We start from the raw sequence: 14,114 nt of genomic DNA, 5'->3' as shown, positions 1-14,114 counted from the left end.
TTAACCGCTTCTATATCGGGTGGTACATGGGCTTCTGCCAATACGGCTATTGCTACGGTTTCTGCTTCAGGGGTTGTAACGGCTGTAGCTTCGGGCTCTGTGTCTATCGATTATACTATCCCTGCTTCGGGTGCGTGTCCTGCCGTGGTGTCGCATTATACCATAACCGTAACTAATCCTAGTGCGCCTGCTACGATTTCAGGTACGAATACTCTTTGTGTTGGTAGTACATCAACTTTAACCGCTTCTATATCGGGTGGTACATGGGCATCTGCCAATACGGCTATTGCTACGGTTTCTGCTTCAGGGGTTGTAACGGCTGTAGCTTCGGGTTCTGTGTCTATCGATTATACACTGCCTGCTTCGGGCGCGTGTCCTGCAGTCGTGTCGCATTATACCATAACCGTAACTAGTCCGAGTTCGCCTGCTACGATTTCGGGTACTAATACGCTTTGTGTCGGTAGTACATCAACTTTAACCGCTTCTATATCGGGTGGTACATGGGCATCTGCCAATACGGCTATTGCTACGGTTTCTGCTTCGGGGGTTGTAACGGCTGTAGCTGCTGGTTCTGTCTCTATCGATTATACTATCCCTGCTTCGGGCGCGTGTCCTGCCGTGGTCTCGCATTATACTATTACTATATCATCTACTAACAGTCCATTTGCTAACAATAATCAAACATTTTGTGCGGAAACAAATCCAACATTATCCAATATAGCAATTACAGGAACATCAATCACTTGGTACGCAAATACTACAACAAATATTTCATTACCATCAAACACCATCCTAACTAATAATACCACATATTACGCATCACAAACAATAAATGGTTGCGAAAGCACTCGAACACCTGTTACTGTTACTATTTTAAATGATGGTTTCTACTCTTATGCCTCTGCAATTACGCTTGCAATAAACAATAGTAATACAACATTTAATACTACCGCACAATCTTCTGAAACTACTACGGCTATACAAAATGAAATAAATCCGGGTGGAAATTATTTAATCAACCAAAATTTAGGAAACTTCAATCCAAATTCTGGCACACTAAAAATAACTTCTGGGGAAATAAAAACCCATAAATCTATTGGAAATGTTTGCTCTGCAAAAATGTATTATAGAATTTATCAAAATACAGCTGTTCCTAGTGGATTTAATAATTTGAATTTGCCAATCATTGCAAATTGTATTGACACAAATAGTGACGGTCTACAAGACACTTTTGAAGATGGATTTGGACCTTGTGGAACGAATGATCAAAAATGGAAAAACTACAACATCAACGTAGACTTAACTCAAGGCTTATGTAGTGGCAGCTACATTCTTGAAGTATACTATAGCTATACAGGCTCGAACTGTTCTGCTACTATGTGTGACACAACAAAATACATTTATAACACAAGTGGATCTTATTTTACGGCTACTTTTAGTATTAATGCAACACCTGCACCTTCAGTAAATAGCCCTATAAACACTTGCCAAAATAGCACGCCTGTCGCATTAAGTGCAGTAGGTAATAATATTAAATGGTATACAAGTGCTACGGGAGGTGTAGGTAGCGCCATTGCCCCAATACCTGATACATCTATAGCTGGAACATTTACTTATTATGCAACTCAAACTCAAAATGGCTGCGAAAGCACCAGAACTCCTATTGTTGTTACTATCCAAAGTGCATTAAACGCAGGGGTTATTAACGGACAAAATAGTGTATGCATAGGGAATAGCACCTCTTATACTTCTAGCGTTTTAGGAGGATTTTGGGCTTCATCGGATGTAAATATTGCAACCATAGATAATAACGGCTTACTCACAGCTGTTTCATCTGGAAATGTAACCATTACTTATACCTTAAACGGAAATGGAATTTGCCCTAGTGTAAATTCTACAAAATCGATTATTGTAAAACCTTTGATTCCTACAGCTACAATACAAGGGAATAATACTTTGTGTGTAAACACAAATACGCTATTAACGGCATCTATAGCTGGGGGTACATGGTCTAGTTCTAATTCATCTATAGCTACAGTAACATCTACAGGACAAGTACAAGCTATAAACACAGGAATGGCAACGATATACTACACCTTACCTGGAAATGGAACTTGTAGTGGAACCATAGCCTCGTTTCAAATTACTATTTACAATAGTCTTAGCGCAGGTGTTATCTCGGGAACTTCGTATTTGTGTGTAAACGATTCTACTACATTAAGTTCTACAATATCATCAGGAACTTGGTCATCGTCTAACAATGCTATAGCAACAGTAGACAACAATGGTATTGTACATGCTATAAAATCTGGAAACGTTACGATAACCTATACCGTTACAGGTAATTCTCCTTGTGGAACCACAGCACAATCAAATTATTATATTACTATATTCAACTTACCAAAACCAAACCCATTGGCAGGTAAACTTTGTATAGACCCTACCACTGGACTAGCTGTAAACGCTATTACTTTACATTCATATCTAGACGCTACACAACATAGTTTTACATGGATGGATCAACTAGGTAATGTTGTAGGAACAAGTGCTAATTTAACCGTAACTATTCCTGGTGATTATACTATTCTAGCACAAAATACAATAACAGGATGTATTTCTGATCCTGTAACTGTAAATGTAGGAGCAATCGAACAGCCTGATGTGATTTTTGAAGTATCTGATTACTTCGAAGACAATCAATCGATCACTATTATTCCGAAAGGAAATATTAATCCAAATGAATTTATATACAGTATAGACAACAGTCCATTTCAATCAAGTAATGTATTTGAAAATGTTGCCACAGGAACCCACACAATAACGATAAAAAATCCTGAAGGATGTGTGGATAAAACCATAACGGCTTTTGTAATAAATTATCCAAAATATTTTACTCCAAATGGCGATGGTGTACACGATACTTGGTACATTAAAAACATGAATCTGCTTGGTAATAGCAAAATAACAATTTTTGACCGATACAATGCTGTAGTACGCATTATAAACAACCCATATCAGTCGTGGGATGGCACTGCAAACGGTGTATTATTACCTGCTTCAGATTATTGGTTTGTTATTGAATACACAGAAAATAATCAACCTAAAGTATTTAAATCACACTTTAGTTTGAAACGATAAATAAGATTTTATTTGAACTTTGTAAGTTTTTAATAGTTGGTGAAATAGAGCTAAATTTCTGCATTGATTTAGCTCTTTTTCTTTTATAGATTAGATTGTTTTTGAGCAAACTCGAGTAATTCTACAATATTATACACTTTTAATTTCTTAAATAATCTATTCTTTAATGTACTCACTGTAGACATGTGAATATTAAGTTTATTTGATATTTCTAAATTTCCATAACCATTTATAAGTAAATTATAAATTTCAAATTCTCTGTTGGAAAGTTTATCAAGTAAAACAGTATCAGATTCTTCTCTTTCATCATTAAGTTTTACTAATAAATTTTTAAGAGTATCACTGTAATAGCTTCCTTTGTTTAATACAGAAAGTATAGCCGAGAGTAATTCTTGATCGGTAGAAAGTTTGTTAATAAAACCATCGGCTCCATTTTTTACATACCTTACACCATATTTCTTTTCATCATAAGAAGTAAAAACCAATATTTTACATTTAGTCTGTAATGCTTTTATTTGAGACATAATCAATACATTTTCCTCACCATACATATTAATATCTAGAAGCACTAAATCTACTTTTATAGTTTTTAACACTTCCAAAACTTCGTCGTATGTTTTTGCAAAAAACAAATTACATAAAGGCAAACTTTCTTTCACTATAAGTTCAACTCCTTTTCTTACAATTAAAAAGTCGTCTACAACTACTATATTTTTTTGGATATTGTTCATAGTACAGAAATAAAATGTCAAATATTTTTTACAAATTTATATATTTGTAGTACTAATCAATACAAAAAATCATGAATATTAATTTTATTGCACTTTTACTAGCTGCTTTTTCTTCGTTGGTAGTTGGTTTTATTTGGTATAACCCAAAAGTATTTGGTACTATTTGGATGAGAGAAGCAGGCATTCAATTTGATGATGCTAAGAAGCCTAATATGGGTTTGATACTTTTTGGAGCTTTCATTTATGCGTTTTTCATTGCATTCATTATTCAATTTTTAGTAATTCATCAATATGGTGTTTTGGGAGTTGTTGGTGGAAATCCAAACAATGAAGCCTATAAAGTATTTATGACACAAGAAAATCAAAATGCTTTCAGAACTTTAAAACACGGCGCTCTACATGGCTTTATGAGCGGTTTATTTTTTGCTTTGCCTGTGGTAGGTGTAGGAGCAATTTTTGAGAGAAGAAGCTTTAAATACGTTTTGGTATCTGGCGGTTACTGGGTAGTTACTTGCATGATTATGGGCGCTATTATTTGCGCTATGAAATAAAAATTTATCATAGTATAATTTCGCTCTAACCTAAATTTGGCTAGAGCGTTTTTATTTTAAAAAAATCATCCTTATTGTTTTGTATTCCTATAAATTATTTTCAAAAGTTTCGCAGATTGACTCACAATGGGATTCTCTTGCTGGCTCAACTATTTTCTTATCTCGAAAATATCTACAAGTGCTCGAGAACTCTAGCCCTACCAATATGTCTTGCTACTTTCTTGGCATATACAACAACCAAGAACTAGAGGCAATATTTATACTTCAAATTCTTGATGTACAAAAATTAGAATCTTTTGGCGACAGGGATAAATGCTTTAGAGCTTCTGTGCGAAAATTCTTTTTTCAACATTTTTGCTCTCATGTTTTGTTTGTAGGAAACAATATGCTTACAGGTGAAAATTTTGGTGCTTTTAAAGTTCAATCTAACAACAATCGTGTTTTGCAATATCTAAACAGTATTTTAGGCGATATACGCAATGATTTAAAAAAACAAGGCATTCGCGTTCATATTACTACTATAAAAGATTTTAGCGAAGATTTTAAAAGTCAAATCAACAATACTATTTTTACTAATTACTATCCTTTTACCATTCAACCAAATATGTTGTTTACAATTTCCGATACTTGGAAAACTGAAAACGACTATATAAATGCTCTACAAAAAAAATACAGAGATCAATACAAACGAGCTCGAAAAAAATCAGAGGGTGTACTTAAAAAACGTTTTAGTCTAAAAGACATTTCACAATACAACGATACCATTTACAACCTTTATCATTATGTTGCACAAAATGCACCTTTCAACACCTTTTTTTTAGCTAAAAATCATTTTATAGAACTCAAAGAAAAATTAGAAGACGATTTTTGCTTTTACGGATATTTTGTTGAAGAAAAATTAGTTGGTTTTAACACATTAATCAAAAACGGCAACACAATGGAAACCTATTTTTTAGGTTACAACGAAGCCTTTCAAAAAGAGAAAATGCTTTACCTAAACATGCTTTATGACATGATAGGCTATTCTATTCACAAACACTTTAAACATATTGTGTTTGGTAGAACAGCGCTAGAAATAAAAAGTTCAGTAGGTGCCAAACCGCAAACTATGTATGGCTTTATAAAACACCAATACAAAATTATGAATTGGTGTTTACCCTATTTATTTAAAAGGCTTGAGCCAGAAGTACTATGGAAAGAAAGAAATCCGTTTAAAGAATAGCTTTGTTAATTTTCGTTAAAAAAAAGATTCTCAAAACTATTTTTTTTATTTTTACATAAAATAAACTGATTATGATAGCTGCTATTGTAAAATTTATGACTTTAATACTAACTATTGTTTACGAATTTTTCACAGCTTTATTTAGCTAAAATTCTCTAATTCTAGTTGTATATTTTCCCATTCTAAAAGCAAGTCGTCGAGTGCTTTTTTCCTTTTTTCGTATGCCATAAAAAATGTGGCATTTTCTATATGCTTATCATAATTGGAAGCCAATTCTTTGTCGTCTGCTTGTATTTCTTTTTCCAACTGCTGAATTTGACTCTCTACTTTACTTAGTTTATTTTGTAGTGATTTTAATTTTTTTTGATCTTCGTACGAAACATTATTTTTTACCTCTTTTGATACATTTTGTACAGGAATATCTTTCTTTTCAATATCACGCATATTTTGTGCGTTGCGTTGCTCTAAAAAGAAGTTAATATCGCCCAAATATTCTCTTATTTTTTGATCTTTAAATTCGTAAACCACATTAGCCATTCCTTGCAAAAAATCTCTATCGTGCGACACTAAAAGTAAAGTTCCTTCATATTTTTGTAAGGCAGCCTTCAATACATTTTTAGATTTTATATCTAAATGATTGGTAGGTTCGTCCATCAACAACACATTTATAGGTTGCAATAAAAGTTTACATAAAGCCAGCCTATTGCGCTCACCTCCCGAAAGTACTTTAACTTTTTTCTCTACATCATCACCTCTAAACAAAAAAGCTCCAAGCATATCGCGCACTTTAGATCTATTGGTATCTGTAGCGGCATCGAGCATTGTATCGAGCAATGTTTTTTCTCCATCTAAATACTCTGCTTGGTTTTGAGCAAAATAGCCCAATTGCACATTATGCCCAAGTTTTATGGTGCCAGAATATTCAAATTCATTTACAATAGCTTTAATAAGTGTCGATTTACCTTGTCCATTTTGTCCTACAAAAGCAATTTTAGAACCTCGTTCAACCAACAACGAAATGTTTTCGAGTATGGTTTTGCTACCGTATTTTTTAGTTACACGATCTATTTCAACAACAACTCTACCTGGTGTTTGCGAAACAGGAAATGAAATATTCATTACCGAATTATCATCTTCATCAACCTCTATACGCTCAACTCTATCTAACTTTTTTATCAACGATTGCGCCATAGAAGCTTTTGATGCTTTGGCTCTAAACTTCTCTATAAGTTTTTCGGTTTCTTCAATTTTTTTCTGCTGATTTTTTTGTGTTGCCAATTGTTTCTCGCGTATTTCTTCTCTAAGAACAAGGTATTGCGAATAAGGTTTATTAAAATCGTAAGCTTTGCCCAAAGATATTTCTATGGTTCTATTGGTTACATTATCCAAAAACATTTTGTCATGAGAAACAATAACCACAACCCCTGAGAAACTTTTAAGGAAACTTTCGAGCCAAATTATACTTTCAATATCCAAATGGTTGGTAGGCTCATCGAGTAGTAAAATATCATTAGATTGTAGCAAGAGTTTTGCTAATTCAATACGCATACGCCAACCTCCAGAAAAAGTAGACGTTTGGTTGTTAAACTCTTCACGCTTAAACCCTAATCCGAGTAAAATTTTCTCGGTATTACCAACATAATTATAACCTCCTACTATTTCATAATGATGGGTTAAATCGCTTAACTTTTCTATCAATTCATGGTACAATTCCGATTCATAATCGGTTCTTGTTGCCAATTGGTGGTTTATATCATCTAGTTGAATCTCTATTTTACGTATGTCTTCAAAGGCCTGATAGGCTTCTTCCAAAACCGTTCTTCCTTGTTCAAAATCGATATCTTGGCGCAAAAAACCTAATCTAATTTCTTTTTCTGTAGCAATGCTACCTGTATCTGGTTTTATATCTCCCGAAAGAATTTTTAACATGGTAGACTTTCCAGCACCATTTTTACCAACTAAACCTACTCTATCGCCTGCTCCCAAACGAAAGGTAACTTCTTCAAAGAGATAAGTTCCTCCAAAAGAAACCGATAAATTGTGAATGTTTAACATAATTTTTGTTACAAATGTTACAGATAAAACTGCTTTATGAATTACTTTTGTGTAAATTTTTGCAAATGTTAAAAAAAGGAACCAAACTATATAGTATTTTAACAGGAAGTTGTCCAAAATGTCACGAAGAAAGTATGTATCTTGATAAAAACCCTTATCATCTTGGCAATTTATACAAAATGCATGAAACTTGTAGCCACTGCAACACCACATACAAAATAGAGCCTTCTTTTTTTTATGGCGCTATGTATGTTAGTTATGCTCTTTCGATTGCTTTTGGAGTAGCTTTTTTTGTAATATCAAGGTTATTTCTTCAAACAACTTTACTTACTTCATTTATTACCATTGCTGTAGACTTAATTGTTTGTACACCACTTATTGCTCGTTTATCGAGAAATATATACATCAATATGTTTATACATTTTGATAAGAATTGGAAACAAAATCTTTAAATCTTTCTATAGAAATATTTTTGTCCAATTTTTCATTATATTCCAAGTAATCAAATAGTGCCTTTGCCATAAAAGGTGCAAGCAAAACACCGCGTGTACCCATACCATTAAGTACATGTAAGTTTTTATAAACAGGGTGTGTACCTAGCAACGGTCTTCTATCTTTTACAGTAGGACGTACTCCAGCAAAATGATTTACAATGGTATAATCACAAGATATTAATTTTTCAAGTTCTGCAATTAATTCTTGTTTACCTTCTTCTGTAGGAATATCTGTTTTATCTTGCCAATTGTAAGTTGCTCCCACTTTATAGTAATCATTACCTAATGGCATAATAAATACCGATGATTTAACAATACTATCCAATTTTAAATCGGGTGCATAAATAGACAACACTTCTCCTTTTGTACCATCAAGAGGTAATGATTTGAAAAAAGGATTATTACGCATACCAAAACCTTCTGCAAAAACTACATTTTTAGATTTTAATGCTTTGTAGATAATATAATCATTTTCAAAAACAATTTGATCATAACAAAAGGTTTCTGATAGAAAGCATTTATGCTTTTTTAGTTCATTAATGGCGCGAGACAAATAATGTGTTGTGTTTAAATAACCGCAATCATTTACAAGTCCGAAACCAAAATCTGAAGGGATATATTGATTTACATTGGCTATAAATTTGTCATGTAAAAAAGAATGTAAAACAGGTTTGTCTGAAGCAATAATCCAATCATTTTGCTCTTCTACAGAAACAAACTTACGGTATAATGGTAGTGCATGATACAATGAATCTTTCCATTCAGACTCTAAATGGGTATAAAATTCTTTAGCAAAACTTATTTGCTCTGCTGCTTGCCAAATCGGTGTAAATCGTTTTAATACAACAGGGTTATACATACCTCCAGCAATAACTGAAGAATTCTCTGAAGAATCTGAAACTAAAACAAACTTCTTATTATTCTTTTTACAAAATTCGGCAAAAGCAATGCCTGCCAACCCGCCACCAACGATGATATAATCTAACATAAAATAAAAAAACTCCCACCAAAGGTAGGAGTTCTTTTTAAAAAATTATAATCTATTGATTAATAATTCCACATATCTTGTTCAAAATTACGAATCTTTTCTTTTACTCTTTCAGATTCTAATAACTGCATTTGAGCATTATCTTTCATGTAATCTTGGATTTGTCTATCGCCATAAACATTTTCTTCTTTGTAAATAACACCATTAAAACGGCGTGCATTAAGCAAATGGTCAAATGTAATAGGCATCGCAGAGTTTTTATCATTGAAAGCTTTGGCCTCGTGAAGCACATTGCGAACAGCAGGGAAATAAATCCAGAACAATTCAATAACATCAGGATTTTCACTTCCTATTTCCCGTGCTTCTGGAGCAACAGGGCATATAGCTAACATTCTGTACTTTAATTCACTTTGACGCTTGTCAAAATACCAATATCCTTTTATTTTGTAACCTGAAATATCTTGAGCTGTAAGCTCTCTCACTTCAATAAATTGAGGATCAAGAGTTTTACTAGCAGGTACGGTAACAGTTTCTGTAACCCATTGTCTACCCACTTTCTTTCTTACTTCTTTAGTACCCCCTTTATAAGCTTCTGGTTCAGAATTTACGATATCAAAACCTGCTTGAGTAGTATCAATAAATTTAAAAGAAGAAGACATTTCAGACAACGTCTTTTTAGTATTAAAATAATCATCAGCGTAAACCTCAGTTATTTTTCCAGACTTAATACCATTCAAAAGAACTGTAAAAAGAGATCTTCTATCTTTACCTACAGACATCGTGTCTATTGGATAATATAATGGAAAGTTTATACGCTCGTCAAGATCGATTAATTCCCAAACAGTTTTACCCATTAGAACATCTCTATCATCAACGTAACCATACGGAAGTGGCTTATCGTTGTCAGATTCCATCTGAGCTGCTGATTTCTTTCCAATTTCTGAAGGAACTTTAGAATTGAGCAAATTGGCTTGAGCCCAAACTGAAGTAACTCCTAAAGATAAAACTAAAGTTAAAAAGAGGTTTCTGAATTTCATTATATACTATTTATTGTATTTTGACTTATATAAAGTCTGTTTTTATTGTACTTCCCAAACAACTGGAGTAATTTTTCCAGCCATAAAGTTATAACCTACTGGTTTTGCTTTAATATCTATAATAGAAACTACATCACCACGTGTAACTCTTGCAAGAGCAGCTACACATTGAGCATTCATTCTGTTTCCATTAACAACTACAGCTGCTTGACCAGGAACTTTTAAAGTAAATTGCGTTACTTGATAGTTCAAGTCGTAAGCAAAATCTTGAAGTTTTGCTTCTACAGAAGCCACTTGAAGTCTAGATTTAGAACCTTTTACATTTCCTATTTCTCCAGCAACTGCACCTGCAGGAGCAGGAACGTTTTTAATTCTGAATACTTTTTTATCAGAAACTGATTTCCCATCTGCCATTTTACCTGTAACAGAAACAGTAACTTCGTTTCCACCAGCAGGAGTAAGCATGTATTTACCAGCACCACCAGCTCTTGATAAACCTGGAGCAGAAGCATTTACATTATTATCTGATATACCTGCAAAAGAGATAGTCATAGGATTTGGTAAATTTCTATATACTACATTCATTTTATCTGCAGAAATATTAGCAGAATTTGGACGAGGTACTACTACATATTTGCCTTCAAATTTTAAAGGTATACTTTTTCCATCTTCAGTAAAACTAAAAGAACCAGAAATTGTTTGCTCTCCAATAGCACCTGCTGTTGTAGATATAATAGCCTGACCATTAACTAGTTTACCTGGACCTTTAAAATTTCCAAAATTATTACCAGCATTAGGGTCATATTTACCTAAAACCACTTTACCTGTAACAGGCTCTCCTTGAAAATAAACATTCTTATCTAAAGCTACAATAGCTTGAAATTTACTATAAGAAGCTTCACTTACAGCAGCCTTACCAAGTGCAGAACTAATAACATCTGACTCTGCTTTTTTAACATCATTTTGCCAAGCAGATAACTTTGCTAAAGAAGCAATTGCTGGAAACCCTTTAAAGTGGTAATCCAAAAATTTAATTTTTATACCTTCTTTATTAGCAACATCTGCCAGGTTAAACTTAGAGTCAATCTCTTTTAAAATAGGAGCATATTTCTTATCAGACAATGCTGCCTTCATATCATTTTTATAAGCTTGTATAGCAGCAATTACTTCATTTCCTTTTTGCGTGTAACCATCACCAGTAAACCAACTATGGTCTAAATTATCTGCTTTGTCCATTGCTTCGTATGGTAATTTTCCATTTTCTGGCTCAACACCTTTAAGAACCTCTGATTTTAAAGTTCCTATAAAATCATAAAATTTCTTAGTTGCCGCTTCAACTTTATGAGCTGTAGCTGCTGATGCAACAAATTCTCCTTTTGATTCAGCTGCCTTTGTATCTAAAGCTTGAAGCATTTGTTCATTTGTAGACGAAGCTGAAATCGTTGCTCCTTCAAATCTTTCATTCATTAAACCAAAAGCTGAAAGCACTTCTTTTGACATATTCATTGCCAACATTGCGATGAAAACCAAGTACATCAGGTTAATCATCTTCTGTCTAGGGGTTAATTTTCCTCCTGCCATTTTGTGTAATAAGTTTTAAAATTAGTTAAAATTGATAATTAAAGTTTTTAAACCAATTATCCTTTATTACTCATAGCAGACAACATACCTCCGTAAACATTGTTTAATGTTGAAAGATTTGATGCCAAAGATTGCATTTGATCTTTTAATTTTAAATTGTTTTCTGCAACTTCATTATTAATTTGAGCGTTTCTTTCTGCACTTTCTAATTGTACTTTATATAATGAATTTAAAGTTTCCAATTGTGTAGCTGCTTTAGTCATTTCTTCAGCATATTTTTTAGTTGAAGCTACAGAATCTACTGTAGGAGCAATATTTTTTGCCGCACCTTCAAAGTTTTTAATGCTATTTCCTAAACTTGCCATTAATTCACCATCAATTTTAGCATCTTTTAATAAATTGTCTAATTTTTGAGAAAGTAAACCTTGTGCTTCTGTCGCTTCTTCTTGTTTTTTAGCTCTTGGCTTAGCTTCCCCACCTGCCAATTCAGGATAAACTAAAGACCAATCTAATTCCGTTGGAGGGGTTTCAAAAGCTGACAAAGCAAAAATAGCTGCCTCAGTTAATAATCCAATTGTTAGCATCACTGTACCTGTAAGAGGACCTAATTCAAAGTGAGCAATTTTGAACAATGCTCCAACAATTACTACAGCTGCCCCCATACCATAGGCAAAATTCATAACTCTAGGTGATAATAATCCCATAATAAAAAATTTTTAGTTAGTTAAGTTAATATTTAAAAATAGTTAGTTAAAATTTATCTTTTTCTAGAAGGAATTTTTGATTTTCCATTTCCAGTAGTTTGTGTACCCATATAATCTTGAACAGTTCTAAAACCAATATAGCTACGAGCTGTATCTTGATATTCAAAATCACGAGTACCTACTTGTAAGAAATATGAAACATCTTTCCAAGAACCTCCTCTTACTACTTTACGTTTGTTTGAAGTATCAGGCACATTAGGGTTCATAGTAGAAACATACTCGTATGCAGAAGCGTCGTATGAAGAATCTGTCCATTCTGCAACATTACCCGACATATTGTACAAGTTATAAGCATTTGGAGCAAAAGATTTAGCTTCTACAGTATACAAAGCCTCATCGGCTGCGTAATCTCCTCTATTCGGTTTGAAGTTAGCCAAAAAGCATCCTCTATCTGATTTTGTATAAGGACCTCCCCAAGGGTAAGTAGCAGACTCTAGACCTCCGCGAGCCGCATATTCCCACTCAGCTTCTGTAGGTAAACGAAATGAATTGATTTGGTTTCTTCCTTTTTGTTTTGCTTTGATAAACGCATTTTTATTTAATGTTCTCCAAGCACAAAAAGCTTTGGCTTGTTTCCAATTTACACCTACTACTGGATAATCTCCATAAGCCTGATGCCAAAAGTAATCGTTGTGCATTGGCTCATTGTAAGAATAAGCAAAGTCTTTAATCCAAACTGTTGTATCTGGATACACAGGAGTAACTTCTGTTTTGATAAAATCTGAACGTTTCCCTTTTTTCGCTTTAGCTGCTTTTTGAATATCCATCCAAGAATGACGGAAAACCAATTTATTTACATCTATAGTTCTTAACCCATTGTAAGCTTCTGAAGGTGGTAAATACATAGAATCCATAACCTCAACATATTGCTCGTCTGGGTATTTTTTTGTATCTGTAATTAATTTTGCTTTTCTATTTAATCTTCTACCAGCATACGGATCATCATCTGAACCTACGCTATAGTAGTTTTCATACATATATTTGTCGTAAGGCGTCATTTTAGCAGGGTCTTGATCTGCAAAAGCAAAATCGCCGATACCTCCACCTTTACCTTTACCAGAACCTGGCTTAGCCCCAGTATCTTCAGCCATAATAGCCAAACGAACTCTAATAATAGAATCTTTTACCCACTCTACAAACTGACGGTACTCGCTATTAGTAATTTCAGTTTCGTCCATATAGAACGATCTTACGGTTACTGTTTTTGTAGGCGCATCTTGAACATTAGCTAAATCATCATCTGACTTACCCATTATAAAAGCTCCACCAGGAACAAGTGTCATTCCATACGGTTTTTCTGGATGCCACTTTTTACCTTTTACTCCTACTAATTCGCCTTTATCGCTGGTTTTACCGCAGCTTACTAAAAGAGTTAAAACAGATGCAAATGCAATGAACTTCTTCATATTATTCTTAGGGGTTAATTATATTATCTTTTTTGAGGCCGTAAACCTATTTATTATTTTTTAAAAAAACAATTATTTATTTCTAATTTTTTGTCTTAAAGAGCAAAAGTAGTATATTTTTTCAATTTTTTAAATGAAATACACAAC

11 protein-coding genes are annotated in these 14,114 nt (G+C 33.5%); 4 read left to right on the top strand and 7 right to left on the bottom strand.

Annotation, left to right across the window (positions count from 1 at the left end; genetic code table 11):
- The coding region (locus tag Q361_RS08995) for an Ig-like domain-containing protein (protein ID WP_146046996.1) at positions 1 to 3,138 on the top strand (3,138 nt) is incomplete at its 5' end.
- Between the two features lie 83 nt (positions 3,139 to 3,221).
- Here Q361_RS08995 and Q361_RS08990 read toward each other — a convergent pair.
- A complete protein-coding gene (locus Q361_RS08990) occupies positions 3,222 to 3,869 on the bottom strand; it encodes a response regulator transcription factor (RefSeq protein ID WP_103726386.1) in 648 nt (215 codons plus the stop codon).
- Positions 3,870 to 3,940: 71 nt separating this feature from the next.
- On the opposite strand from Q361_RS08990, the gene Q361_RS08985 reads away from it, so the two are divergent.
- Complete coding sequence (locus Q361_RS08985; RefSeq protein ID WP_103726385.1) at positions 3,941 to 4,420, top strand: DUF1761 domain-containing protein; 480 nt, start codon at positions 3,941 to 3,943, stop codon at positions 4,418 to 4,420.
- 205 nt (positions 4,421 to 4,625) lie between these two features.
- A complete protein-coding gene (locus tag Q361_RS08980) occupies positions 4,626 to 5,642 on the top strand; it encodes a GNAT family N-acetyltransferase (protein WP_245874623.1) in 1,017 nt (338 codons plus the stop codon).
- Positions 5,643 to 5,783: 141 nt separating this feature from the next.
- Here Q361_RS08980 and Q361_RS08975 read toward each other — a convergent pair whose 3' ends face one another.
- Positions 5,784 to 7,697, bottom strand: a complete 1,914-nt coding sequence (locus Q361_RS08975; protein ID WP_103726383.1) for an ABC-F family ATP-binding cassette domain-containing protein — start codon at positions 7,695 to 7,697, stop codon at positions 5,784 to 5,786.
- Positions 7,698 to 7,762: 65 nt separating this feature from the next.
- Here Q361_RS08975 and Q361_RS08970 point away from each other — a divergent pair, with 65 nt between their 5' ends.
- Complete coding sequence (locus Q361_RS08970) at positions 7,763 to 8,149, top strand: DUF983 domain-containing protein (RefSeq protein ID WP_103726382.1); 387 nt, start codon at positions 7,763 to 7,765, stop codon at positions 8,147 to 8,149.
- On the opposite strand, the gene Q361_RS08965 is transcribed toward Q361_RS08970, so the two are convergent.
- The 5 genes from Q361_RS08965 to porK are packed head-to-tail and all read right to left on the bottom strand — an operon-like array spanning position 8,112 to position 13,967.
- Positions 8,112 to 9,179, bottom strand: coding sequence for an NAD(P)/FAD-dependent oxidoreductase (locus Q361_RS08965; protein ID WP_103726381.1), 1,068 nt, complete (start codon positions 9,177 to 9,179; stop codon positions 8,112 to 8,114). The two genes, Q361_RS08970 and Q361_RS08965, sit on opposite strands and share 38 nt — an antisense overlap.
- A gap of 59 nt (positions 9,180 to 9,238) precedes the next feature.
- Positions 9,239 to 10,216 carry a type IX secretion system ring subunit PorN/GldN gene (gene porN, locus Q361_RS08960; protein WP_103726380.1) on the bottom strand — a complete coding sequence of 326 codons (978 nt, stop codon included), beginning with the start codon at positions 10,214 to 10,216 and terminating at the stop codon, positions 9,239 to 9,241.
- A gap of 42 nt (positions 10,217 to 10,258) precedes the next feature.
- Positions 10,259 to 11,797 carry a type IX secretion system motor protein PorM/GldM gene (gene porM, locus Q361_RS08955; protein WP_103726379.1) on the bottom strand — a complete coding sequence of 513 codons (1,539 nt, stop codon included), beginning with the start codon at positions 11,795 to 11,797 and terminating at the stop codon, positions 10,259 to 10,261.
- A 56-nt stretch (positions 11,798 to 11,853) separates the two neighbouring features.
- On the bottom strand, positions 11,854 to 12,501 hold the full coding sequence (gene porL, locus Q361_RS08950; protein ID WP_103726378.1) for a type IX secretion system motor protein PorL/GldL: 648 nt from the start codon (positions 12,499 to 12,501) through the stop codon (positions 11,854 to 11,856).
- A 53-nt stretch (positions 12,502 to 12,554) separates the two neighbouring features.
- Positions 12,555 to 13,967 (bottom strand): T9SS ring complex lipoprotein PorK/GldK, encoded by a 1,413-nt coding sequence (porK, locus tag Q361_RS08945; RefSeq protein ID WP_103726377.1) that lies wholly within the window; start codon positions 13,965 to 13,967, stop codon positions 12,555 to 12,557.
- Positions 13,968 to 14,114: the final 147 nt, after the last annotated feature.

Source organism: Flavobacterium croceum DSM 17960 (assembly GCF_002917885.1).
In the GTDB taxonomy this organism is placed as follows: Bacteria; Bacteroidota; Bacteroidia; order Flavobacteriales; family Flavobacteriaceae; genus Flavobacterium; species Flavobacterium croceum.
Note: the sequence above shows the minus strand (reverse complement) of the source record. Positions and strands in the feature narration are given on the sequence as shown.